Annotated in this window: 24 protein-coding genes; 11 read left to right on the forward strand and 13 right to left on the reverse strand. The window is 40.2% G+C overall.

The window, feature by feature from the left end; genetic code table 11:
• Positions 1-194 precede the first annotated feature (194 nt).
• The 10 genes from Q1A31_RS09370 to Q1A31_RS09415 form a co-directional block, all read right to left on the reverse strand.
• Positions 195-2,324 carry a right-handed parallel beta-helix repeat-containing protein gene (locus tag Q1A31_RS09370; RefSeq protein ID WP_299875677.1) on the reverse strand — a complete coding sequence of 710 codons (2,130 nt, stop codon included), beginning with the start codon at positions 2,322-2,324 and terminating at the stop codon, positions 195-197.
• Positions 2,325-2,513: 189 nt separating this feature from the next.
• Positions 2,514-3,014, reverse strand: coding sequence for a hypothetical protein (locus Q1A31_RS09375; protein WP_299875679.1), 501 nt, complete (start codon positions 3,012-3,014; stop codon positions 2,514-2,516).
• Between the two features lie 193 nt (positions 3,015-3,207).
• Entirely contained in the window at positions 3,208-4,329 is a 1,122-nt protein-coding gene (locus Q1A31_RS09380; RefSeq protein WP_299875681.1) for an ABC transporter permease, read from the reverse strand.
• Between the two features lies 1 nt (position 4,330).
• Positions 4,331-7,186, reverse strand: coding sequence for a ribosome-associated ATPase/putative transporter RbbA (rbbA, locus tag Q1A31_RS09385; RefSeq protein ID WP_299875683.1), 2,856 nt, complete (start codon positions 7,184-7,186; stop codon positions 4,331-4,333).
• On the reverse strand, positions 7,183-8,247 hold the full coding sequence (locus Q1A31_RS09390; RefSeq protein ID WP_299875685.1) for an HlyD family secretion protein: 1,065 nt from the start codon (positions 8,245-8,247) through the stop codon (positions 7,183-7,185). Before Q1A31_RS09390 ends, rbbA begins: the two co-directional genes overlap by 4 nt.
• Before the next feature lie 103 nt (positions 8,248-8,350).
• Complete coding sequence (gene fabI, locus Q1A31_RS09395; RefSeq protein WP_299875687.1) at positions 8,351-9,127, reverse strand: enoyl-ACP reductase FabI; 777 nt, start codon at positions 9,125-9,127, stop codon at positions 8,351-8,353.
• Between the two features lie 60 nt (positions 9,128-9,187).
• Positions 9,188-10,969 (reverse strand): alpha/beta hydrolase, encoded by a 1,782-nt coding sequence (locus tag Q1A31_RS09400; RefSeq protein WP_299875689.1) that lies wholly within the window; start codon positions 10,967-10,969, stop codon positions 9,188-9,190.
• 320 nt (positions 10,970-11,289) lie between these two features.
• Positions 11,290-11,802, reverse strand: a complete 513-nt coding sequence (locus Q1A31_RS09405; protein ID WP_299875691.1) for a hypothetical protein — start codon at positions 11,800-11,802, stop codon at positions 11,290-11,292.
• A 19-nt stretch (positions 11,803-11,821) separates the two neighbouring features.
• A complete protein-coding gene (locus Q1A31_RS09410) occupies positions 11,822-12,271 on the reverse strand; it encodes a hypothetical protein (protein WP_299875693.1) in 450 nt (149 codons plus the stop codon).
• Between the two features lie 31 nt (positions 12,272-12,302).
• Entirely contained in the window at positions 12,303-12,671 is a 369-nt protein-coding gene (locus Q1A31_RS09415; RefSeq protein ID WP_299875695.1) for a hypothetical protein, read from the reverse strand.
• 207 nt (positions 12,672-12,878) lie between these two features.
• On the opposite strand from Q1A31_RS09415, the gene Q1A31_RS09420 reads away from it, so the two are divergent.
• The 8 genes from Q1A31_RS09420 to Q1A31_RS09455 all read left to right on the forward strand — a co-directional run bounded on the left by Q1A31_RS09420 (position 12,879) and on the right by Q1A31_RS09455 (position 18,407).
• Positions 12,879-13,181, forward strand: coding sequence for a hypothetical protein (locus tag Q1A31_RS09420; RefSeq protein WP_299875697.1), 303 nt, complete (start codon positions 12,879-12,881; stop codon positions 13,179-13,181).
• Positions 13,165-14,064: a patatin-like phospholipase family protein gene (locus Q1A31_RS09425; protein WP_299875699.1), complete on the forward strand. Its 900-nt coding sequence runs from the start codon at positions 13,165-13,167 to the stop codon at positions 14,062-14,064. The genes Q1A31_RS09420 and Q1A31_RS09425 overlap by 17 nt, the downstream gene beginning before the upstream one ends.
• A gap of 242 nt (positions 14,065-14,306) precedes the next feature.
• Positions 14,307-14,903, forward strand: coding sequence for a hypothetical protein (locus Q1A31_RS09430; RefSeq protein ID WP_299875701.1), 597 nt, complete (start codon positions 14,307-14,309; stop codon positions 14,901-14,903).
• A 29-nt stretch (positions 14,904-14,932) separates the two neighbouring features.
• The gene (locus tag Q1A31_RS09435; protein WP_299875703.1) at positions 14,933-15,691 is read left to right on the forward strand and encodes a ZIP family metal transporter; all 759 of its coding nucleotides are present in this window, start codon (positions 14,933-14,935) and stop codon (positions 15,689-15,691) included.
• A gap of 400 nt (positions 15,692-16,091) precedes the next feature.
• On the forward strand, positions 16,092-16,841 hold the full coding sequence (gene phbB, locus Q1A31_RS09440; protein WP_299875705.1) for an acetoacetyl-CoA reductase: 750 nt from the start codon (positions 16,092-16,094) through the stop codon (positions 16,839-16,841).
• Between the two features lie 102 nt (positions 16,842-16,943).
• Positions 16,944-17,408, forward strand: a complete 465-nt coding sequence (locus tag Q1A31_RS09445) for an RT0821/Lpp0805 family surface protein (RefSeq protein ID WP_299875706.1) — start codon at positions 16,944-16,946, stop codon at positions 17,406-17,408.
• A 159-nt stretch (positions 17,409-17,567) separates the two neighbouring features.
• Positions 17,568-17,801 (forward strand): DUF2789 domain-containing protein, encoded by a 234-nt coding sequence (locus Q1A31_RS09450; RefSeq protein ID WP_299875708.1) that lies wholly within the window; start codon positions 17,568-17,570, stop codon positions 17,799-17,801.
• A 213-nt stretch (positions 17,802-18,014) separates the two neighbouring features.
• The gene (locus Q1A31_RS09455; RefSeq protein ID WP_299875710.1) at positions 18,015-18,407 is read left to right on the forward strand and encodes a YkgJ family cysteine cluster protein; all 393 of its coding nucleotides are present in this window, start codon (positions 18,015-18,017) and stop codon (positions 18,405-18,407) included.
• Between the two features lie 43 nt (positions 18,408-18,450).
• On the opposite strand, the gene Q1A31_RS09460 is transcribed toward Q1A31_RS09455, so the two are convergent.
• Together Q1A31_RS09460 and Q1A31_RS09465 are read right to left on the reverse strand one after the other, a co-directional pair.
• Complete coding sequence (locus Q1A31_RS09460) at positions 18,451-18,792, reverse strand: hypothetical protein (RefSeq protein ID WP_299875712.1); 342 nt, start codon at positions 18,790-18,792, stop codon at positions 18,451-18,453.
• Positions 18,793-18,981: 189 nt separating this feature from the next.
• Positions 18,982-19,734, reverse strand: a complete 753-nt coding sequence (locus Q1A31_RS09465) for a rhomboid family intramembrane serine protease (RefSeq protein ID WP_299875713.1) — start codon at positions 19,732-19,734, stop codon at positions 18,982-18,984.
• A gap of 65 nt (positions 19,735-19,799) precedes the next feature.
• On the opposite strand from Q1A31_RS09465, the gene Q1A31_RS09470 reads away from it, so the two are divergent.
• The 3 genes from Q1A31_RS09470 to Q1A31_RS09480 all read left to right on the forward strand — a co-directional run bounded on the left by Q1A31_RS09470 (position 19,800) and on the right by Q1A31_RS09480 (position 21,443).
• The gene (locus Q1A31_RS09470; protein ID WP_299875715.1) at positions 19,800-20,246 is read left to right on the forward strand and encodes a hypothetical protein; all 447 of its coding nucleotides are present in this window, start codon (positions 19,800-19,802) and stop codon (positions 20,244-20,246) included.
• A gap of 152 nt (positions 20,247-20,398) precedes the next feature.
• Entirely contained in the window at positions 20,399-21,004 is a 606-nt protein-coding gene (locus Q1A31_RS09475; RefSeq protein WP_299875717.1) for a hemerythrin domain-containing protein, read from the forward strand.
• A 226-nt stretch (positions 21,005-21,230) separates the two neighbouring features.
• The gene (locus tag Q1A31_RS09480) at positions 21,231-21,443 is read left to right on the forward strand and encodes an RNA-binding S4 domain-containing protein (RefSeq protein WP_299875719.1); all 213 of its coding nucleotides are present in this window, start codon (positions 21,231-21,233) and stop codon (positions 21,441-21,443) included.
• A 123-nt stretch (positions 21,444-21,566) separates the two neighbouring features.
• Here the strand turns inward: Q1A31_RS09480 and Q1A31_RS09485 are convergent, their stop codons facing one another.
• The gene (locus Q1A31_RS09485; RefSeq protein WP_299875721.1) at positions 21,567-22,070 is read right to left on the reverse strand and encodes a DUF805 domain-containing protein; all 504 of its coding nucleotides are present in this window, start codon (positions 22,068-22,070) and stop codon (positions 21,567-21,569) included.
• Positions 22,071-22,162 lie beyond the last annotated feature (92 nt).

The raw sequence follows: 22,162 nt of genomic DNA on the forward strand, positions 1-22,162 counted from the left end.
CTTCTAAGAGGGCTAGTCTTCATACGCCCTTCTAGGGCGAACACAAAACCACGTTCTTAGAACGTGGATTTTTACTTACGTTTTTTAAAAACAAAAACGTGCCGAACGCAGTGAGACAACAACTTTGTTTTTTAAAGTTGATCCGAAGGAAAGGCATAGCCGCATAAATATCATTCAAAAGTAGGGGGGTGTGTTTAATTAACCTGAACCCGATAGGTCATCGTGAAGTATGGCGTTCCTGATCCAGAATCGCCATTCAAAACTCCTTTAGGGATTATTTTAATGAAGTTAATATGGGGAGATGAGATATCAACACCATCGATATCAACACTCGGTGTAATAAAGGTTGCGCCCCCATCGTTTGAAAATTCAATATCATCAGTTGTAGAACTAAGCCCACTAAACGTATAACTTAATCCACTGCTCGGTGTTCCATCGGCAAAAACTATTGGGTTTGGTGAAGAGCCAAGTACAAGTTTTGTCTGTGCGGGTAAATTATCGATGATGGCCACGGTATTGTTATCAGAATTCCCAATCCCGGAGTTGGTCACTGTTAACGTATAAGCAACTATCGCCCCTGGAATTGCTTTAGGGTTGCTAGTGCCGTTAACGGGGTCAGATACAACTTGGGAGGTCTTTTTAAAATTGATATTAGGTAAGGCTACCGCATCAGAAAAACAGGCTGCATCGATAGTGGTTAAATCTCTACTGGGGAAATTATCCTGATCTGGGGATGCCCCGGGTATCGTATAACTCGCATCACAGATAGCATTGGTATCTGAATCCAGACATGTCTCAGAATAGCCGCTACCTGCAGGTGAACTGCCATAGAAGTTACCGATCGATCCATTATCGAAGCTGTTAACAGCTCCTGTTTCTGCATTGTTGATGTTATCTGCAGGATTGATAAAACAGTTTCTGTAAAACGCATTACTCTCGTTAGCGCCGGAAGCTGAGATGGATAATCCCAGAATACTGTTGTCATGAATGTAATTGTCGATAAATTCATTTTTTGCGGAGCTTCCGGTGAGCCGAACGCCATAATTATTGGCGTATATTTTTCCGTAGGCAAAGGTATTTGCCTGTGAATTCGTCAAAGAAATACCATAGTTGTTTCTATAAATTTCATACTCTTTGATAACATTATTTTCCGCCTGATTCCCATAATAAATCCCATAAGTGCCGTTTGAGTCAGAGATACTTAGTTTCTCGATGGTATTATCATCCCCGCCGTTATTTCGGAATCCAAAGGTTTTACTATTGCTAATACTGATAGCTTGTAATTGATTCTTAGTGCTAGTTGCATTGAATGAGAGGCCGTCATCCCCCGCATTATTAATGCTAATATCATTAAAAATGCTATTCGCGGTATTATTAAAAACGATGCCATCGTTAACGGTTTGATCAATTTTAATATTACTAAGATTGATAGAATCGTTAGCCACCAGATAGGTGCCAAAGCGTGCGGCATTCGTTATTTGAACATTATCCACTTCGACAGTATCTGTCGCTGCACTGGCGTTATAGTTTCGAATATATAAGCCGTCCGAAGTGGCGTTATTTACGCTTAAATTACTAATGCTCAAGTTCTCAGATAATCCGGTAGCTTTATTGAAAATCGCGCCGTAGCGACCACAAGTGTCAACGGTAACATCTAAAAGGGTGATATTGCCTCTGTTACTATTTATGCAATCTCGGCTGACAGACAGCACTTTCGTCGATTCAATTAAAAGTGTTTCTACTGTTGTTAATGATGAGGTGAAAAATATACCCATCCGGCCGACGTTCTCGATCACTGTGTTTGTAATTCGGTTATCTGAAGACTGAATTATGATTCCATCATAATCCTGTTTATTTAAAATGAGGTTGTCGAGTACCGTAGAATCTGATGTTAATGACCGAACACCATAACGCCCACCGTAGATATTCACATTTCTTAGCGTCATTTTATTCTGGCGTAAGAAAATAACTGAGCCAGCAGGGTCTACGCCATTAATTTGAACATCAGCCGGGTTTGAAGTAGTGCCTTCAATGGTCATACCGATGAATTCAGGATCATTAAACGTATTGTCTTCTGTATACGTTCCAGGACAGATCCTGATAGTGTGAGGCAGGGCTAAAGTATTTGTGGCTGCTGCTAATCTAGCGTTGGTAATGTTACTGAAAAAGGAAGCGCCAGCAGGTTGTTCACAGGCGCTAGCATTGTTTATTCCATCGTAATTATCATCAACCACAAACGTAGCTGCACTTAAACTATTTGCTAGTGTAAGCACAAAACCTGTGACTAAGATTTTGAGGGCATTGCCTGTCTTACGAAAACCCATCCTGTTTATTAGTAATTCTTTTTATTATCAGTAACTTCGGATTATATAGGATTCTGCATAAAATATCTTTGCATAGAAGATATATGGTAGTTATGAATAAATACCGTAAAGTAGCCTTCAGTGAAAAAAGAAAATAACCAATCTAGTTAGATACTTTTATAGCTAGCTAGATTGGATGAGCAACTTGTATCAATGTAAGCTAGCTTTTACTTTCGGTTTATTGATGATATACCAAATTACAAAATACAGAGCTAAGCCTAACGCTGTGCTGGTTATAGCTGAAATTGCAATACTGGATGTAAAATCGTCTAGTACAAAAAATAGAATATAACCTAATGAGATAATTGATGAAATAACGCTATAAATCATCAGATAATTGAAGAATCGTCTTCCTTTATCTTTGTATTTAATGAGTAAAATCGAAATATAAAAAGCGAATAGGGTAGAGATTGCACCAATCACAAAAGTGACTAATGAATAGGTTTCTCCATACGGAAACATGCTCGCTTTTAACGTCTCGTCTGTAATTGCGAACATGGAAAAGATGAGAGACGCCATGCTAAGTAATCCTAAAATCGAAAAAATTAATAAAATAATTCCGATTACCTTAGGTGATTTAGGTCTGATGCTCAGGTCTCCGGCAGAGCCAGATACGTTTGATTGTGGTGGTTCATAAGGGTTGTTATTCATAAAGATGCCAGTTAGATAAGAAGATTTCAATGATGTTTCTTATCAAATATTCTAATGGTTAAGGTCTGGCATAGATAGTCCTTTATCAAAAAGAAAAACTCCTTATAAGTAGGGGGGTGACCTACTATCTATCTATTTACATTGATCTTACTGGATAGAGTTTCTTGTTAGATAGAACATAGCTGAGCTCGACTTAGCTTTGAGCCACAGATTTACGGAAGCGCGCCAAGGCAAAAAGAAAAAATACGGTACCTATGGCGAGTAATGCGAGGAAATAAGGCCAAACAACTTCCCAGCCTGCACCCCTATAAAGTATCGCCTGTGCAAATTTAACGAAGTGCGTGGTGGGCGCAACCAGCATAATGTTTTGCACGATATCAGGCATGCTCTCTCTGGGTGTGATACCGCCAGATAACATTTGTAGGGGCAGGAGAATCAAGATGATCAATAGACCAAGTTGAGGCATGGTTCGCGCTTGAGTTCCCAATAAAATACCCAAGGATGTTGTCGCAAATAGATGAATCGCTGCGCCGAATAAGAACAGGGCTGCTGAGCCGTGAATAGGCACATGCAAAAAGCCTTCAATCACCACAAACAGGGAGAAAGCCGCTGCGAGTAATATCACCAGGCCATTAGCCCAGATTTTGGCGACAACAATTTCAAATGGCGTGAGTGGCATTACCAATAGATGCTCCAGCGTACCGTGTTCACGTTCGCGAATGACCGCTGCGCCAGTTAGGATGATAGAAATCATGGTGATGACATTCATCAGCTCCATCACGCTTCCAAACCAGACACTGGTCAGGTTCGGATTAAATTTAATTCTACTCGTTAGCTGAACAGGGTACACGTACGTCGCACGATAGCCTTTCACAAACTCGTTGATTTCAGTTCCAATGATATTTTGAATATATCCGTCGCCGATGAATGCCTGCGTCATTCGTGTAGCATCGATATTCACTTGCAGATCAGGCTGCTTGCCTGCCAGAACATCACGCTCAAAGTAGGGCGGTATATTGATCACAAAAGTGTAACTGCCATTATCCATCGCAGGGTCAACTTCAGGCAGTGTGATGATATCAGGCGTCTTAAAATAAGGACCGTAAAAAGCATTGATGATGCGTTTTGATAAAGGAGACTGGTCTTCATCCACGACTGCGATTGGGGCGTTATTCAACTCTTGAGACGTAGCAGATGAAACGACATAAATTAAGCCGGTAAACGCAAAAGCAACAAATAATAACAATGCTTTATCGCGCCAAAGACTGCGTAATTCCTTGATGCCAAGTTGTAGGATATTGCCACGATGTTTCATATCATCTGTCCTGACTACGTAGTGAGAAAACGCTAACAATTGTCAGCACAGGAATGAATGCAATCATCGGAAGAAAGTATTGAGAGAGGTCAGATAGACCAAGGGCTTTATTGAATGCGCCACGACTTGCTTCAAGAAAGTAAGTAGTGGGGAACAATTTTCCAATAATCGCGCCAGCGCCTTCCAGTGATGCGACAGGATCAATCAGTCCACAGAAATTTACCGCTATCATTAATATGATGACAGCAGTTCCAGCTAACGCCGAAATTTGTGTATTAGTAAAAGCTGAAATTAATAAGCCAATACCTGTGGTTGCTGTCACATAACAGAGCGCAAGTAGACTTAAGGCGAAAAAGCTGCCTTTTAAAGGCACACCAAAGATAAAGATAGCGAGCATTACAAGACCAAAGAAACTCACCATACTGACTAAAATGTAAGGCAATTGTTTACCTATTAAAAATTCCAGTCTGGTAACGGGGGTAACATAAAGGTTGGTGATTGAACCCAGTTCCTTTTCACGAACCACACCCAAAGCCATTAAAATGGCGGGAATAAATACCAGTAACAAGGGTATGACTGCAGGTACCATTGCTTCTAGACTCTTAAAGTCCTGATTGTAGCGATACCGGGATTCTATATCAGCGGGTATCAGAGTGGGCACGACCCCGTATGTCCTCAATGATAAATCACTCAAATAAGCGAGGTGGTTGGCAGTAAGATAACTAGATATTGTTTCTGCTCTAAAAGGCATTGAACCATCAACTCTTACTGCTACTTCAGGTGCTCTACTGCGTTTTAATTGATGCCCAAAGTTAGGAGGAATTTCGACAGTAAAGCTGAGTTCACCGCTACGCATTCTTCTATCGAGTTCATCGGAGTCTTTTATATCCGCTCTTTGAATGAAATAACGAGAACCAGATAAATTCTCAATATAGCTTTGACTTTCAGGTGTTTGGTCGTGATCCAGTACGGCGAAACTGAGATCTTCAACATCTAAGGTAATGCCATAACCAAGGATAAACATCAGGATGATAGAGCCAAGTAAGGCGAAAGTAAGGCGAATAGGGTCACGCCATAATTCTAGTGTTTCACGGTGTGCGTAGCCAAATAAGCGCAAAAGGCTGAATGCTTTGGGTGGCTTAACCTCACTTTTCTGGATTGTGCTTGAAACGAGTGGTGAAGAGTCCGTATTTTCTTTATCGTTGTTTGCGTCTTTTATATCAGCGTTTTGTTTATTGCTATTGGATACGGCGTTGTGATTTTCCTTGTTAGATTTAGACGATTTTGTTACCGCTTCTTCCAGATAAGCAATAAAAGCCTCTTCAAGGGTATCCGTATTACGTGACTCGCGTAATGCGGCAGGCGTATCACTGGCAAGTACTTTACCCGCATGCATCAATGATATTCTGTCACACCGTGCTGCTTCATCCATGAAATGGGTAGAGATAAATATAGTCACACCTTGGTCGCGTGATAGCTCGATTAGTAGCTCCCAGAAATTATCGCGTGCAACCGGGTCAACGCCTGATGTTGGTTCATCGAGTATCAAAATATCGGGGTCATGAACCACCGCAACCGCTAAAGAAAGTCGCTGACGGATACCTAAAGGTAACTCAGAAGGGTAGTCATCACTGTATTCACCAAGATTAAAACGTTCGGTTAATTGTTTGATGCGTGGTTTGATTTTATTCGGAGGTAAATGAAATAAGCGTGCATGAAGCATTAAGTTTTGCTGCACCGTTAATTCATTGTAAAGCGAGAATGCCTGCGACATATACCCCACGCGTTTGCGTGTTTCAATATTATTGGCATCTACCTTTTTACCGAATAACAAGGCTTCTCCGCTGGTTACAGGTTGTAAACCAGTCAACATTTTCATGGTAGTCGTTTTGCCGCAGCCATTGGAACCCAGAAAACCAAATATTTCACCGCGCTCTATGTTTAGGCTGACTTTATCGACCGCAGTGAAATCACCAAAACGTTTCGTCAGATCGGTAGCAGTAATGGCGGCTTCTACTTTTCCTTCAGCTTTTTCTCTTGGCGGAACAACCAATTGCTTATGGTCGTGACGCTTCTCTTCTGGAAGTAATGAAATAAAGGCTTCATCCAGAGTATCCTGATTTGTTTGGGTTTTTAATGCTTCGGGCGCACCGGTGCCGATTACTTTTCCATCATCAATAGCGACTAAAAAATCAAAGTTGTTTGCTTCTTCCATATATGCCGTTGCGACCAAGACACTCATGTCTTTTTCACGACTACGAATGCGATCGATTAACTCCCAGAACTGACGTCTTGAGAGCGGATCGACCCCGGTAGTTGGCTCATCCAGAATGAGTAATTGTGGGTCATGAATCAATGCGCAACACAAACCGAGTTTTTGCTTCATCCCGCCTGATAGTTTATTCGCAGGGCGATCAGCAAAGGCCTCTAGTCCGGTACTTTCAAGTAAATCTGTAATCCGTTGTTTACGTTCTTTTCTACTTTGACCAAACAGGCGACCAAAGAAATCCACGTTTTCAAACACCGATAAAGTAGGGTAAAGATTTTTACCCAAACCTTGTGGCATATAGGCAATACGAGGAGAAATAGTCGAACGGAAACGACTACTTTTCATATTACCGTCTAGTACTTGTATCTCACCTGTCTGGATTTTTCGAGCACCCGCAATCAGCGCTAACAATGTAGATTTTCCCACGCCATCAGGGCCGATTAAACCCACCATGCATCCGGCAGGTAAATCCAGGTTAATATCATCTAATGCATGATTCTCCGCATAACAATGCGTTAAGTTTTGAATTTTAACGGCATTGTTATCGGTGTCATTCACCTCGATAACAGATGTATCCTCTGAATTCATTCAGGAAGTCTCAACTCTAATTTATCCGTCCATCCTTTTTCAGGATCGAGTGAAATATATGTAACGCCGGGCACACCTGTTTTTACTTTTTGGATATGCTTTTTAAGTAAGGCAGAATCAATTTTCACCTTAACGCGGAACATCAATTTGTCACGTTCAGCGCGAGTTTCCACAGAACGCGGAGTGAACTGTGCTTCCGCAGCAACAAAGGTTACTTTTGCAGGGATCGTGTATTGAGGAATAGCATCAATAATCATACGAGCTTCAGCGCCTATAGTGACTTTGCCAGCCTCGGCAGTAGGAAGAAAAATACTCATATAAACATCTGTTAAATCTAGAACTGTCATGACTTTACCACCACTGGCAAGGACTTCTCCGGGTTCTGCAAGTCGATAAAGTACACGACCTTTTATAGGTGCTTTTAGTGTGCTGTCGTCAATATTCGCCTTTAGTCTTTGAATGCGTGCTTCTGCGGCTTCTATGCCAGATGCAGATTGAACGACTTTGATATTGGCAGCTTTAAGCGCGGCATCAGCTGTCTTAAAAATCATACGTTTCTGATCAACATTTTCTTGTGAGACATGACCTTTTTTCGACAATTCAAGGAATCGGCGTAATTCAGTCTGCGCATAAGTCAGTTCACTCTTATATTGCTCAACAATTGCTATCGCGTATTTGCGTGCTTCAACAGCCTCTTTATAACTGGCATTTGCTTCGCGCAGTTGCGCATTAAGGTCATCAGTATCAATCACAGCAAGCGTTTGGCCGGCTTCTACCGTATCTCCCTCTTCTGCGAGTACTTTAGTCAAACGACCTGCAATTTTTGTGGCGATATCATATTCTGTCGCTTCGATACGTCCATTACCTGAAGCAATATAATCAGGCAATTCTTCAGTCGTTTTAATATGGCTTTTTACCTCATTAATGACTTCTGAGTAGGGTTCTAGTTTTTCCGGGATTTTATCCGATTTTAGAACTTGCCAGGCATACCATCCACCACCGGCAACTAATGCCAGAATGACCACGGTACTGATTGTTTTTAGTGTGGATTTAGTGCTCATAGGATAGGACCCCAGGAATAAAAATAAAAAGTGAAATAAAGAAACGAGTCATTACTTTGTTTAAAATTTGTTTAAAAATGTGTTTAAAAAATAACAGTCAACATTAACCTAAAATATGGTAACCAGAATCGACGTATGCGATGTGACCCGTTAGAGATTTTGCTGAGTCGCTAATCATGCCAACAGCTACATCACCCACATCTTCGATGGTCACTTGCTGTTGAATAGGTGTGTGCTCTGCACTTGCATTAAGTAACGCTTCAAAATGATCGATACCACTTGCTGCACGGGTTTTAATAGGGCCGGGTGATAAGGCGTGTACACGAATGCCTTTAGGGCCGAGATCACTTGCCAGATAACGCACCGATGATTCCAGCGCAGCTTTAACAGGCCCCATGATGTTGTAATTAGGAACTACTTTTTCGGATCCATAATAGGTCATGGTTAACAATGTGCCACCATCTTTCATAAGGGGTTCAGCAAGATGTGCCATACGAATAAAGGAATAGCAGGAAATATCCATCGCTATTTTAAATCCTTCACGAGAGCAATCCGTTACCCTGCCAAATAAATCATCCTTTGGACAAAATGCAATGGAATGAACCAGAAAATCTATTTTCCCCCATTTGTCTTTAGCATGCTGAAATAAGCTCTCCAGTTGTGCATCATTAGTCACATCACAGAGTATTAAATCTGGATTACCTAAATCCGCTAATAAAGGCTGAATATAAGGTTCAGACTTCTCAGTGCCATAACCCAGTAGTAGTTCAGCACCTGCATTATGTATTTCTTTAGCGCAGCCATAAGCAATGCTATTTTCGTTAGCAATACCGACTACGATTCCTTTTTTCCCTTTTAGTAAGGGGAGTGAGATGTCCATTTTAAATTGATTCCTTTGTACTTCTGATAAGTGATATATGTGTTAAGTGTTGTGTGCTGATTAAGTCATCATTACGTATTTGCCTGGGGCATCCATTAAAGGCGGATATTCTTCATTCCCCATAGATGGCGGCGACACTTTTTTTGAAGAATGTTCACACAGCCATTCTTCCCATACTGGCCACCACGACCCTTCTTTTGAAGGGGTTTGTTGTTGCCATGTTTCTGGGTCAATATACTTTTCACATTCACGATGTGTTGCCACCTGAAACTTACGATGAGGATGTCCAGGTTCACTTACGATACCGGCATTGTGCCCACCACTGGTAAGTACGAAAGTGATTTCGTCGGCATCAGCTAGAAGATTAATTTTGTACACAGACTTCCACGGAGCAACATGATCCTTGACAGTAGAAACAGCGAATATCGGAATATGGATATCTTGAATAACGATAGGTCGACCACCTACTTGGTAACGTCCACTGGCGAGGTCGTTATTTAAAAATAGTTTACGTAGATATTCAGAATGCATCCGGTATGGCATACGTGTTAGATCAGTATTCCATGCCATCAAATCATTCATAGGACGGCGTTTACCCAGCATATAATCACGAACCATACGTGACCAAACCAAATCATTTGAACGTAAAATCTGGAAAGCCCCAGCCATTTGGTAGCCATCTAGATAGCCTTGTTCCTGCATCATATCTTCAAGAAAAGAGACCTCACTTTCACCGATAAATAAGGTGAGTTCGCCAGCTTCGGTAAAGTCCACCTGAGTTGCGAGAGTCGATATTGAGGCAAGGCGTACATCGCCATCACGCGCCATAGCCGCCGCTGCAATAGAGAGAAGTGTGCCACCAAGACAATAGCCCGTAGCATGAATTTTCTGATCGGGGATTATGGATGAAATGGCATCTAATGCAGCCATAGGGCCCATTCTACGGTAATCTTCCAGATGCAATTCTCTGTCTTCAGAGCCAGGGTTGCGCCATGAGATCATGAACACCGTGTGTCCTTTATCCACGAGATATTTGACCATAGAATTTTCTGCGGATAGATCTAAAATGTAATATTTCATGATCCACGCAGGCACAATTAAGATTGGCTCAGCAAATACTTTTTTGGTGCTTGGCGTATATTGAATTAATTCAATTAAATGGTTCTGGTAAACCACTTTGCCAGGCGTTACCGCAAGGTTTTTTCCTACAACGAAATCTTCTATGCCTGCTGCCGGTTTGCCAGATATTAATCTATCGGCATCATCCATGAGGTTTTTCTCGCCTACAACAAGGTTTGCCCCAAATGTTGCAATAGTCTCTCTGGTGATTTCCGGGTTTAACAAAGGAAAGTTTGAAGGAGCCCATTTATCCAGTATTTGTCTGGCGATAAAAGAAATGACATTTTCACTTTGGGTGGATAAGCCATCAATATCTGTGGTTGCGTTGTGCCACCATTGTTGGTTTAACAAAAAGGATTGGTAATAAAGGTTATACGGCCAGGATTGCCAGCCCTTATCAGTAAAGCGGTAATCCTGAGGAAGTGGCTTTATGCAAGGTTCTAAATCAGGGTTTAACGCAGATTGAATAGAGTAACGTAACAGCTTGGCGCCTTTTTTAAACTCTTTTTCAGTCAGTTCTAATTGCTTTCCGGGTGACAGGGCGAGATGTGAAGCCCAGTCAAAATAATCCCGCATTAGCCCAGCAGGGCTTAGACCTAAAGTAAACTTCGCAAGATTAGCTTTAAATGCATGATCAATCGCTTTGTATTGCGATACAGAATCCTGACAATTTTCATTCACTTTTTCAGTCACTGTTGGCAATGATTTATCTTTTTGATTCATTTGATTAATTACCTGCTCGTTCTAACTTTTTATCCGTTGATTGTGTAACAAATACTATTCATTTTATTAACAAAGAGTGTTGATCTATCTCAGGTAGAACACTAACAGTCAGTAATAAAAAAAATAGCTAGAACATATGCTTAACAGCACTGTGGAAAATACCTAGTTGGAAATTATTAAATGATATTTTTGTGATAAAAGAGATGGAGGAAAAGGGCGCAACATTAAAAAAGTGCTTATAAGTAGGGGGGTGACTTAGTTTTCTTTTTTACCGCTATTCGCTCCACAAATTCAGAAAAAACGCATAAATAAAGAGAGTATTATTTTTCATTAGATGGCAGTATTTTTTCCATAATAACCCCTCCCAATAAAGAAAAAGTTAACATATAAGCAGCTAAAAGCAGGGTGTAGCCAAGCCCAAAATAATGCACAAGTAAGGGCAATAGCGGTAATTTGATCCCTCGGCTGTAAAGAAATACAGCGATAAGAGCGGGACGCATACCTTTGTCTTTGAAGTCTTTAAGTAAGGCATACCAGGGATAGATTGAGCCGACGGAAAGAACACCACCTACACTGGCAATCAACCAGCCCTTTTTGCCCGATTCTTTACCTAGATGCTTTTTAACCCAGCCAGGATTTACGAAAAAATTTATGATGAATAGCAATACAAAAACTAACAGTAATATGGGAACAATCTGTAATAGTAGTTTGCTGCTATATTCTGCTGCATTTATGGTTTTTTCTGAGTTCAGAAAAAACGTGATCAAGTAGATGATCAACATGATAATGAAAAACCAGAGACCACCTCGAGATTGTTTTGTCTTTTGTTTCATCTGCCTAGTTCAGCAATGTCTAGTTCAACAGTGTCAAAGTGGTTACCGTTAATAATGAGATAACAATCGCAAATATAAAGCTCATCAAATTCCGGTAGATCGCAAAACGCTTGCCGAGCATCAATGCTTCAGCGGGTAACTGAATACTTCCAACCGTAACCCAACTAATGATAAGCGCAGTAACGGCAATCAGGCTGACTCCATTAGCTAGTAATTCTCCGCCCAATACATAACTAGTAATCGGATTTCCCGCAGAGATACTCCCGATAAAAGCACCTGTAAAGGCATCAAGAAAAGTGTTGTTGCCAAACAAAGAGGCTAATTTGTCCATAGGGATAAATTCAGTTATCAGTCCAGTGAGTAATATCATCCCAACAATGATAGGTAACATATTCATATAGGCGCGGGTACTCAGGACTAGCGCGCGTTTAAGCCTACTATTCTCTGCATGTGCCGAATTGCCATTCATAACTTGGTCTTTTCCTTGTCGAACTCTAGCCCTACTTTTTTAGAAGCTTATAGAGCTTATCTACCAAAATAGCGACTTCTCGATGTTCCTGTTTCAGGTGCTGATGTATCTGGGTTTCGGTTGCGTGTTTAAGCTCCATTTCCTGATGGGTTATCTCGCTTTTTGCATCTTCTTCCTCTGTCATCAATGTTTCATGATGATGATTCTGGCGTTGATGCGCGTGAATAGTTTGTGCATGCTCCTGTAAAGCGGCCGCTCTTTGACGTATGGCATCTTGAATAGCGAGCAACTTTTCTTCTGAATGCTGATGTTCTTTCTGCCACATTGCAATATCAACTAGCCACATTTCATGGTCACTATCCCATTGCTGATGTTCTTCGTGCTGTTTTTTGGAAACCATTTTTTTATCCTCTTAGATTATGATTCTTAAGGTACATTTTTATGTGCTAATTAAGTAAACAGTCTTATCAATCTTTGACTTTTGTCATTAAGTTTTTATTTAAAAGCTTTTAATTACTTATTATAAAAACAAACGTTGAGAACCATTGAGAGACTAATTATGGTTAACAAGTCTGATTTTAAGCAGAGAGAGTAGATGAGATACCTGATGCGTAATTTAATGTTACTTCTGTTACTTGCCACAGTAACAGCATGTAGCACCTTGCCCCGCCATCCTGCGCCTTTGGATAAAATGTTAAGCGCAAAAATATCAGGAATGTCAGGGGTAAGAGCCTGGTCAGGTACATTTAGTAAGGATTTCGAATCCGATTTATTACTCTCAATAAAACAGGAAAAGAGCCATTTAGCCACTAGCAGTCTCGTTAAATTACCCGCTTCGAGCGTCTTAACACTTTCTGGCGGCGGCGAAAACGGCGCTTTTGGAGCTGGTTTTTTTGAAGGGCTGGAGTAAAACAGGTAAACGTCCTAAATTTAAACTCGTCACTGGAATCAGTACCGGTGCGCTTATTGCTCCCTTTGCTTTTATTGGTTCTGAATATGACAGCACTCTAGAGGAAGCCTTTACTACAATTAGTGCTAGTAATATTTACTTTCCACGTTGGATTAGCTTTATGTGGAGTGATTCTTTTACAGATACTGCCCCCTTATTACGATTGATTAAGCGCTATATTACAAAAGATGTCGTCAATAAGGTTGCTTTGGCTCACAGACAAGGGCGACGACTATTTATCGGTACAACTAATCTAGATACCGATCGACTGGTCGTGTGGAATATGGGAGCCATTGCGAATAGTGGGCATCCCAAGGCGTTGGCACTTTTTCAACAGATCATACTGGCATCATCTTCAGTACCTGTGGCGTTTCCTCCTGTGTTAATTAAAGTAGAGTCTGATGGTAAAACCTATGATGAAATGCATGTGGATGGCGGTGTTAAAGCGCAATTATTCTTTCTTGCCGCAACACTGGATTTAACGGATTTCAGGAAAAAATTAAATCTGGTGGAAGCGCCAAATCGTAAAATGAGTATTTTTATTATTCGGAATGCTGAGATAGGCCCCGAAATACAACAAGTCCCCAGAAATCTCACAAAAATATCTGAACGCGCCCTTTCTTCTATGATCAAATCGCAGGCTCTCAATGATTTAAATAGAGTCTACGGGCTGGCAAAAACACAAGGTCTGGATTTCAACTGGGTGGCACTGCCTGAAGAATATGAGCCCACAGAGAGTGATGAATTTGATAGAAAGGAAATGAATAGATTATTTAAAAAGGGTTATGAAGAAGGCCAGAAAAAGGATGTATGGAAGAAAGTGCCTCCGGGTAATACTGAATAGAAAAAGCCTCAAAAGGTGGGGGGTGTGTTTGATTAGATTATCTTAAACAAATTATTACATCAGGTAACTTAACGTAAAAAAAGTATAGAATAGCTAGGTGTTTACCACAGGCAACTTGCGTTTAATGCTAATTACAACGAAGCAAGTTGACTGATATATTGAAATTCATGAGCATCTAGACACAAATAATCTAGACCTAGTGAAAAGCCAAAACGTTACTCCTAAATAAATGTGGAGAAAAAATGCAAACCAATACAAAAATTGATGAAATTTTAGAGCGTTTGCACAAAGTGCAACAAGAGCTTGAGCAGGAGTTAGACAAAATGCTTGTGGAGAAACGCAGGCAATTTGATTACCGATTACAGCGTGGTAAAGTCATTTTTGAAAAAAATGTACGTCAAAAATTGAAATCTCAGCGGATTCGTACATGGCAATATATAAGTAAGGCTCCGATTATTTATATTCTCTCTTCTCCATTAATCTATGGCATGATTTTTCCTCTGTTTTTTCTTGATATCACCATTACCCTTTACCAGCAAATTTGTTTTCGTATTTATGGAATTCCACGAGTGGTTAGAGCGGACTATCTGGTTATTGATAGGGGGCAGTTATCTTATTTAAATACCGTTGAAAAATTTAACTGTATTTATTGCGGTTACGGTAATGGTTTGATTGAGTATGTGAGAGAGGTCATTGCCCGAACCGAACAATACTGGTGTCCTATAAAACATGCAAAACGTACATTGGCACAACATGATAGAACACAGAATTATTTCGATTATGGCGATGCCGAAAACTATCGCCTTAATTTAGAAAAAGTAAGAAAAAACTGGGACTAACATATCGTTAAGAACTAAACAGATGGATTTTGTTAATTCAACTAGAGCCTGTTATGGAACCTGATTTCTGGATAGCAATGGGGTTCAGTGTCGCAGCGGCAACTGTTACCTCGATAGGGATTTACGTCATTAGACGTTTTAAAACATGGGGTCGTAACAATACGACTTATTTCATGTGTTTTGCAGCGGGTGTGCTTATATCTGCCTCTTTTTTGCATATTATTCCTAAGGCATTTTCCATGTCACCGCATGCGCCTGGTTTTTTGCTTGCTGGATATCTAGGCTTATATTTATTCAATCGATTTTTAACCGCATTTGTTTGTGAAAAAGATCCGAGTAAATCCGATGCTGGTATTGGTATTACACCTGCACTGGGAATTGGTTTTCATTCTTTTATCGATGGCTTTATCTATTCAATCGCTTTCAGTGTAAGTGCTTTTACTGGCGTTCTGGCAACTGCGGGCATGGTGTTACATGAGTTTCCAGAAGGCATCATTACTTATTTGTTATTGATTAAAGGGGGCTTTAGTGAGCGGAATGCATTAATACTATCCCTGATAACAGCTGCATTTAGCACACCATTGGGTACCTTAGTCTCTTATCCTCTGATCAGCCGAATTGATACGCAAACCTTGGGATCTTTACTGGCTGTCTCCGCGGGGGCATTGATTTACGTGGGTGCTACTCACCTATTACCAAGAGCCGAACAAGAGCCAAAGAAATACAGCGTAGTTGCATTGGGGGGTGGAGTTATCGTTGCCTTGGCGATTGTTTTATCCAAGATGTGAAGTTGTTATGTGAAAATAAATTTACTAAACATTTCACTGGTAGATACAAATATTGTTATAGGGTTTTTATAAACTTGATTGTGTGCGTAACGGTATAAATATTTCAAAATTAAGAATCATAACTTTTACAATAAAAATAAATGCCAACAACATTGCTTTATGGAGAGGTCAAACTGACTATTCAGACAATAGTTAAATTATAGGAATTAGAATTGAAACCGAATGACGTGTAGTTTTTTGTAAGAATAGAAATTACGTACTTTCCACAGTTAAATTACGTTTAAGTCCCAGTAACAAAGCTTGCGTTGATTCATTATATTTACCCCATGGACTAATTTAATTAGTAGATTAATTTGAGTTTTTCTTAATAAAACTTGAATCAAAAATGGAGAATATAAACATGAGTAAGAATAAAGTTGCACTAGTAACAGGCGGAACAGGCGGGCTCGGCGGTGAAATCTGTCGACAGTTATTTACCTCAGGTTGCAAGGTAGTCGCAAACTACTATCCTGCTGATAAAGAACACTCAGAAAAATGGCAAGCCGAGCAAAAAGCAGCGGGGTTTGATATCGAAATCGCTCCAGCAGACGTATCAGATTTTGACGAAACAGGTGCAATGATTACTGATATCGAAAGCAGAATTGGCCCCATCGATGTATTAGTTAACTGCGCGGGTATCACTCGTGATGCATCTATCAAACACATGACGATAGACCAGTGGAAAGCAGTCATTGATACCAACCTAACCAGCGCATTCAATGTTACTAAACCTGTGCTGTTGGGAATGACTGAACGCGGTTACGGACGCATTATTAATATTTCATCGGTAAACGGACAACGCGGTCAATTTGGGCAGCCAAACTACTCGGCAGCCAAAGCGGGTATCCATGGTTTTACCATGTCTGCTGCGTATGAAGGCGCACGTAAAGGCGTTACCGTAAACACCGTTGCTCCTGGTTATTCTGAAACGGCAATGACCGCAGATATGCCTGAGAAAGTATTGGAATCAATTATTAGTGGTATTCCGATGGGAAGAATGGGTCATCCAGCAGAGATTGCTTCGGCAGTTTTATGGCTGGCTGATGAGAAAAATAGTTACACAACAGGCGCTTTAATTCCTGTAAATGGTGGTCTATTTATTAGCCACTAACGGAGTTTTAGTAGAAGCCAACGGAGTCACCTAACAGTGGCCCTGTTGGCAGAAAGTAAATAAAACTGAGTAAAGATTATGAAAAAATACCTGGATACAACAATGAAAAAAACGTTTTTGATGACATCAGTATTAGTCGCAAGTATTACTGCGGCTGGCTGCACAGGCACTGTCGCCCCTAATGAGCAGGCCGGAATTATTATTGGTAGTGTATTAGGTGGTGTTGCAGGTAACCAAATCGGTAAAGGACATGGTAGAACGGTCGCGACCATAGTTGGTACGCTTGTAGGCTCACAAATTGGTGGAGCAATTGGTCGATCTATGGATGATACTGATCGTTTAAAAATAGCCCATTCGCTGGAAACAGTACGTACCGGAGTGCCAACAACGTGGAACAACCCAGACACGCATAATCACTATGTCGTGGTGCCTACACGGACTTATATGGTTAATTCAGCACAACCTTGTCGAGAATATACGGTGGACGCAATCATTGGTGGTAAAAAAGAAAAGATATACGGCAGAGCGTGTCGTCAAGCCGATGGTAGCTGGAAAGTACAAGGCTGATACATCACCTGAGTTTGCCTGAGAAACAGTTCCGTATGATGGTTTGCTAATGCCTTATCATTATACGGTTAACTGCTTTTCTCGGATAAACCTGTTAAACCTAAGCCTTATCTTATAAAGATAAACCTAATACTTTTTTAAATTACTGTGGAGATAACAATGGAAACATCAATTCATGATATGAACGCTTTATTTGCACAATTAGGCTTGGAAGAAAGCAACGAAAGTATCGAAAACTTTATCATCACGCATAAGCCGATCCCAGAGGATATGGAGCTTTATGAAGCGGAATTCTGGAGCAATTCTCAGGCAGATTTTTTAAAAGAATCGATAGCGGAAGATTCGGACTGGGCGGTTGTTGTCGATCATTTGAATGTTTTGTTGCGCGACTGATTAACCGTTTAAACAAAAGTGTTACGACGTAAAAATAATTAATTTAAAATAACAGCTAAAGCTATAAAAGTGAGCTTTAGCTGTTTTCATTTGCTTGAGCCGCCCCAAGCTACTTTTCTTCCCTCTCTCTGTTTTGCTATTCAGCTTTCAAAAAAACAATTAAAGTTGGCAGGTGTATTTATCATTTAGTTATTCATATATTCGAGAAAAAGGATGTTTACTATCAAAGAATGTAATTCATGCGGTAAATGTTGCATTAAATACAGCAACGGCCAGCTTTCTGCATCAGAAGATGAAGTTGAATACTGGGAGGTATTTAGACCTGAAATCGCAGAGTACGTGAGTAATAGCAATATATGGACAAGCCCCGAAACAGGCAAGCTTATTGAATTATGTCCATGGCTGAGAAAAGCGCCAGATTCTAATGTATATACCTGTGATATCTACTTCGATCGCCCAGAAGATTGTCGTTTCTATCCATCCACGATTGCTGAAATGGTTAACGATGAATGTGAAATGCTGGATGAAAAAGACAAAGCCAATCCGAAAAAAGCACAACAGGATCTGGATAGAATTATGGCTGATAGTCGTCCGGCTTTGGAATGAGCCTAACCATAAACTTAAACTAACTCAGTTATTAATCGCCAAATTATTCTATTATCACTCTAAACTTCAAAGTGAACCAGGGAGCAGTTGTCCCAGTTTGTGGAAGAAAACTCCCACTCATTGCAGATTTTAAATTCGTAACCATTGTATTCGCACCCTCGGCATCTGCTGGTGCAGGGTAGGTGTAATTAGAGCCACCATCACTCGAACAGGTTGTAGAAGATAGGCTTAGGCCGCTACTAGCCACTACTAGGTGTGCGATTGGTAAAATAAGGTGATTTACAATATCCGACATCAGCGACGCACAGTTTTGTATTAGCCGGAATAAATCGGTTAATACGATAGTGTTAGTAGCTACGGGTTCATCACCAGAATTCTTATCCAATAGTGTGTTTCCCAAAATAGCGCAAGAAATCGACTTCGGGTTGCTCGCCCTATTAGCTATTAGCCGGGCCATAAATTGTAGCAAGAATAGGTAGATTTTCTCTATACGATTAAATCTATTAAAATACCCAGAAAAACCCCTTAAAAGTAGGGGGGTGTATTTACTATTCACATATTATTTAAAAAGCTTTTAGAAATTATTAAACGATTGTCCTTTTTTGATTAGATTACGCCATAAAATCATCAGGATGAAACCAATGATTGCCCCGCCGACGTGTGCAAAATGGGCAACGCCACCGCCGAATAACGAGAAGCCTGTTACACCAGAAAACAGGTCTATACCAATAAGCACCGGTACAAAGTATTTTGCTGCAATCGGGTAGGGTATAAATATCAGCATCAGTTTGGCATTGGGGAAGGTTAGCGCGTATGCGACTAACACGCCGTAAATGGCACCGGAAGCACCTACCATGGGTGCATGGTAAATATTCAGCATTGTCGAGGCTTGATCGGCACTGAGTATTTTTGGAGGGTATACTTGTTGTGCGATCATTGAGCTAATTTCAGCACTACTGATACCTGCATTAACCAGGATGTCGTACACTTCATTAAACTGGAACTGGTTGACAGCGTTATAGATGAGCGCCGCTCCAATACCGCAGGCGAAGTAAAATAAGAGGAAACGCGATTTACCCAGAACCCGCTCTAGCTGGGTGCCAAACATCCATAAGGCGAGCATATTAAATAGCAGGTGTGGCAAACTCCCATGCATAAACATATGAGTGACGTATTGCCAGACTTGGTAGTTTTCATTTTTGTAAAAGTGCAATGCAAGCAGGTCGTTTAATCCACTCTGGTTTCCTGAAGTGCCGATAAACATCACGATGTTGATGGCGATAAGAATATTGACGACACTCGACAATAATTGAAGTGGACTTTGCATTGATTGAAATACCATACTTATTTTAAAGTAGAGGTAGTATAACCAATTAAAATAGAGAAATTACTATGAAAAACAAACTCAATGTTCTTAAATTAATCCTTCTTTTATCGGTATTTTCAGTTAGCGCTAACTCCAGCGCAAATATGTCGAGTGATGATTCACGTGAGCTAGTGAAATTTCCTGAGATGATGCAGCAACATATGATGGCGAATATGCGAGATCACGTCGCTGCATTGAATGAAATTCTTGAGTTTATGGGAAATAACCAACCTGATAAGGCGGCAGACGTGGCTGAAAACAGATTAGGTATGAGTTCGCTGGATAACCACGGCGCTAGCCATATGGCGAGTATGATGCCCAAAGGAATGCAGGCTGCGGGTACCAGTATGCATCGTGCTGCAAGTCGTTTTGCGTTAAAAGCGCAGGAGGGCGACTTGTTACCAGCATACAAAGCACTTTCTGATATCACGGCTGCGTGCGTTTCTTGTCATACGGCTTATCGGATTCGGTAATGATTTAGTCAAAATAATGCTATGATTTTCAAGTGGAAATTTGTTATTGCTTGAGTTTTTTTATTTTGAATCTTATTTCAGTGGATAAGCAAATTCTCTAATAAATAAACAATTATAAAAACTATAAACATAATGTTGTTTTGGAATATTAAATGTCTGCTTTTAAAGAATTAACAAAAGAGCTCAAAAAAGGTCGAAGTAAAGTTCGAATTAAAGATCAAAGCAAGGATCGAGCCTTTAAAAATCTCAGAAATAATAAAAGCTCTGAATCAAAAATTGATAATCAGCTAAAGCGTGACGGATCGACTTTACCTGTCTACGATATCAGCTTAATTGGCGCTTTAGAAAACGACCATGCAGAAATTTTGACCCTGTATAGAAAGGTTTTGCGCAAAGCGAGTGAAGGAGATTTAGCCGGCTTACAACTTACACTTTTGGAATTTTCGACCGCATTCACCCATCATATTCAAATGGAAGACGAACAGTTTTACGGCTATCTGAAATCAATGGCTAGAAATAAAAGTTCTACCGAACAGAAAGTAGTGGCTGAATTTTATTCAGAGATGAAAAATATTTCGATTTCAATTTTCTCATTTCTAAGTCAAAGCCCCTATATCCCTGTAAGTTTCGACAATATAGAATATTTTATCTCGGAATTTAAAGAGATGGGTATCCTGTTAGAAGATCGAATCACACGTGAAGAAACGTTTTTATATCCAATTTATAAAAGCAGTCGCAAAGTGGTTGATATTTCTTAGTTTATACACCCGTTTTTCAGCCTCCATATGAGATCTTATAAAAAACCTCTTAAAGTAGGGGGGTGACCTAATCATCTCTAAACTAATTTAGATCTAATCTAATGTTGTATCCCGATACTATAACTTGTCTAAATTAACTCAGTTTAATTGCGTCTCGCACTATCTTCACGACTAATCCTTTGTCATTATGCTCCATTATTACAGCATTAATTGAAGAGTAACCTCCATGCACATTATCGAAATCACTCGTGAGCCAGTAGAACTTTATAAGGTATTAAAATTTGAAGGTATTTTGCCGAGTGGTGGCGAAGCAAAGCATGTAATTGCAGAAGGGTTTGTTTCGTTAAATGGTGTGACTGAAACGAGAAAAAGAAAAAAAGTCGTTAATGGTGATGTGATTGAATTTAACGGGGAAGAGTATCAGTTGAATCTTGTTTGATCGGTAAGGACAAATATACATTCTGTAGAAATAATAAAGCCAGCTCATAGAGCTGGCTTTATTATATTTTAACTTTTGATCAATTTTTCGTTCAATTTTTCGTTCAATTATTTGACCAATTCATTACCCAGCAGCGCGAATTGCATATTCTTGATAGGCAGGTAATGCTATCGCCGCAACCATGCTTAGTACGAATAAACCTAATAGTAAAAACGCACCTATTTTAATAGCCGTGCTATTTGGTGGTGGCTGGTGTCCATAATCATTTTCACCCTGAGTACCTGGCCAAAAGTAAAAGACCAATGAAACCAGTGGAATTAATACAATCAGGCTTAACCATCCGGTTTTGTTGAAATCATGACAACGTTGAATAGTTAACAAGAAAGTAATAGCCATCAACCCAACATAAGCTGCAATACCAAGAAAAATTCCAACGACTGGAATCATAAATAACAACATGGCAATGATGCCGCCAAGAAGGCCAACACCCATGGTATACATCAGATAACGAATGCGACCGAGTCTGCCAGCAGCGGTAAATATATTAAGATCTCCCACTCCACCAGATTCTGTTCCTCGAGTAGTGAGTGGCGCTTGTGGCGTTGCGTATGGATTATTCGCTGACATGTTTTTTCCTTATTTATTATAAAATTTTCGGACACTATATCTCACCTGACATGAATGTTAGCTTAAACTGATAAAAACAGTTTATAGAAGGA

The sequence above is a fragment of the uncultured Cocleimonas sp. genome, assembly GCF_947495625.1.
In the GTDB taxonomy this organism is placed as follows: Bacteria; Pseudomonadota; Gammaproteobacteria; order Thiotrichales; family Thiotrichaceae; genus Cocleimonas.

Bases quoted from the DNA above. Each gene is read 5' to 3' on its own strand.
- Q1A31_RS09370 (WP_299875677.1), bottom strand. From the start codon at position 2,324: ATGGGTTTTCGTAAGACAGGCAATGCCCTCAAAATCTTAGTCACAGGT.
- Q1A31_RS09375 (WP_299875679.1), bottom strand. From the start codon at position 3,014: ATGAATAACAACCCTTATGAACCACCACAATCAAACGTATCTGGCTCT.
- Q1A31_RS09380 (WP_299875681.1), bottom strand. From the start codon at position 4,329: ATGAAACATCGTGGCAATATCCTACAACTTGGCATCAAGGAATTACGC.
- rbbA (WP_299875683.1), bottom strand. From the start codon at position 7,186: ATGAATTCAGAGGATACATCTGTTATCGAGGTGAATGACACCGATAAC.
- Q1A31_RS09390 (WP_299875685.1), bottom strand. From the start codon at position 8,247: ATGAGCACTAAATCCACACTAAAAACAATCAGTACCGTGGTCATTCTG.
- fabI (WP_299875687.1), bottom strand. From the start codon at position 9,127: ATGGACATCTCACTCCCCTTACTAAAAGGGAAAAAAGGAATCGTAGTC.
- Q1A31_RS09400 (WP_299875689.1), bottom strand. From the start codon at position 10,969: ATGAATCAAAAAGATAAATCATTGCCAACAGTGACTGAAAAAGTGAAT.
- Q1A31_RS09405 (WP_299875691.1), bottom strand. From the start codon at position 11,802: ATGAAACAAAAGACAAAACAATCTCGAGGTGGTCTCTGGTTTTTCATT.
- Q1A31_RS09410 (WP_299875693.1), bottom strand. From the start codon at position 12,271: ATGAATGGCAATTCGGCACATGCAGAGAATAGTAGGCTTAAACGCGCG.
- Q1A31_RS09415 (WP_299875695.1), bottom strand. From the start codon at position 12,671: ATGGTTTCCAAAAAACAGCACGAAGAACATCAGCAATGGGATAGTGAC.
- Q1A31_RS09420 (WP_299875697.1), top strand. From the start codon at position 12,879: ATGCGTAATTTAATGTTACTTCTGTTACTTGCCACAGTAACAGCATGT.
- Q1A31_RS09430 (WP_299875701.1), top strand. From the start codon at position 14,307: ATGCAAACCAATACAAAAATTGATGAAATTTTAGAGCGTTTGCACAAA.
- phbB (WP_299875705.1), top strand. From the start codon at position 16,092: ATGAGTAAGAATAAAGTTGCACTAGTAACAGGCGGAACAGGCGGGCTC.
- Q1A31_RS09445 (WP_299875706.1), top strand. From the start codon at position 16,944: ATGAAAAAAACGTTTTTGATGACATCAGTATTAGTCGCAAGTATTACT.
- Q1A31_RS09450 (WP_299875708.1), top strand. From the start codon at position 17,568: ATGGAAACATCAATTCATGATATGAACGCTTTATTTGCACAATTAGGC.
- Q1A31_RS09455 (WP_299875710.1), top strand. From the start codon at position 18,015: ATGTTTACTATCAAAGAATGTAATTCATGCGGTAAATGTTGCATTAAA.
- Q1A31_RS09465 (WP_299875713.1), bottom strand. From the start codon at position 19,734: ATGCAAAGTCCACTTCAATTATTGTCGAGTGTCGTCAATATTCTTATC.
- Q1A31_RS09470 (WP_299875715.1), top strand. From the start codon at position 19,800: ATGAAAAACAAACTCAATGTTCTTAAATTAATCCTTCTTTTATCGGTA.
- Q1A31_RS09475 (WP_299875717.1), top strand. From the start codon at position 20,399: ATGTCTGCTTTTAAAGAATTAACAAAAGAGCTCAAAAAAGGTCGAAGT.
- Q1A31_RS09480 (WP_299875719.1), top strand. From the start codon at position 21,231: ATGCACATTATCGAAATCACTCGTGAGCCAGTAGAACTTTATAAGGTA.
- Q1A31_RS09485 (WP_299875721.1), bottom strand. From the start codon at position 22,070: ATGTCAGCGAATAATCCATACGCAACGCCACAAGCGCCACTCACTACT.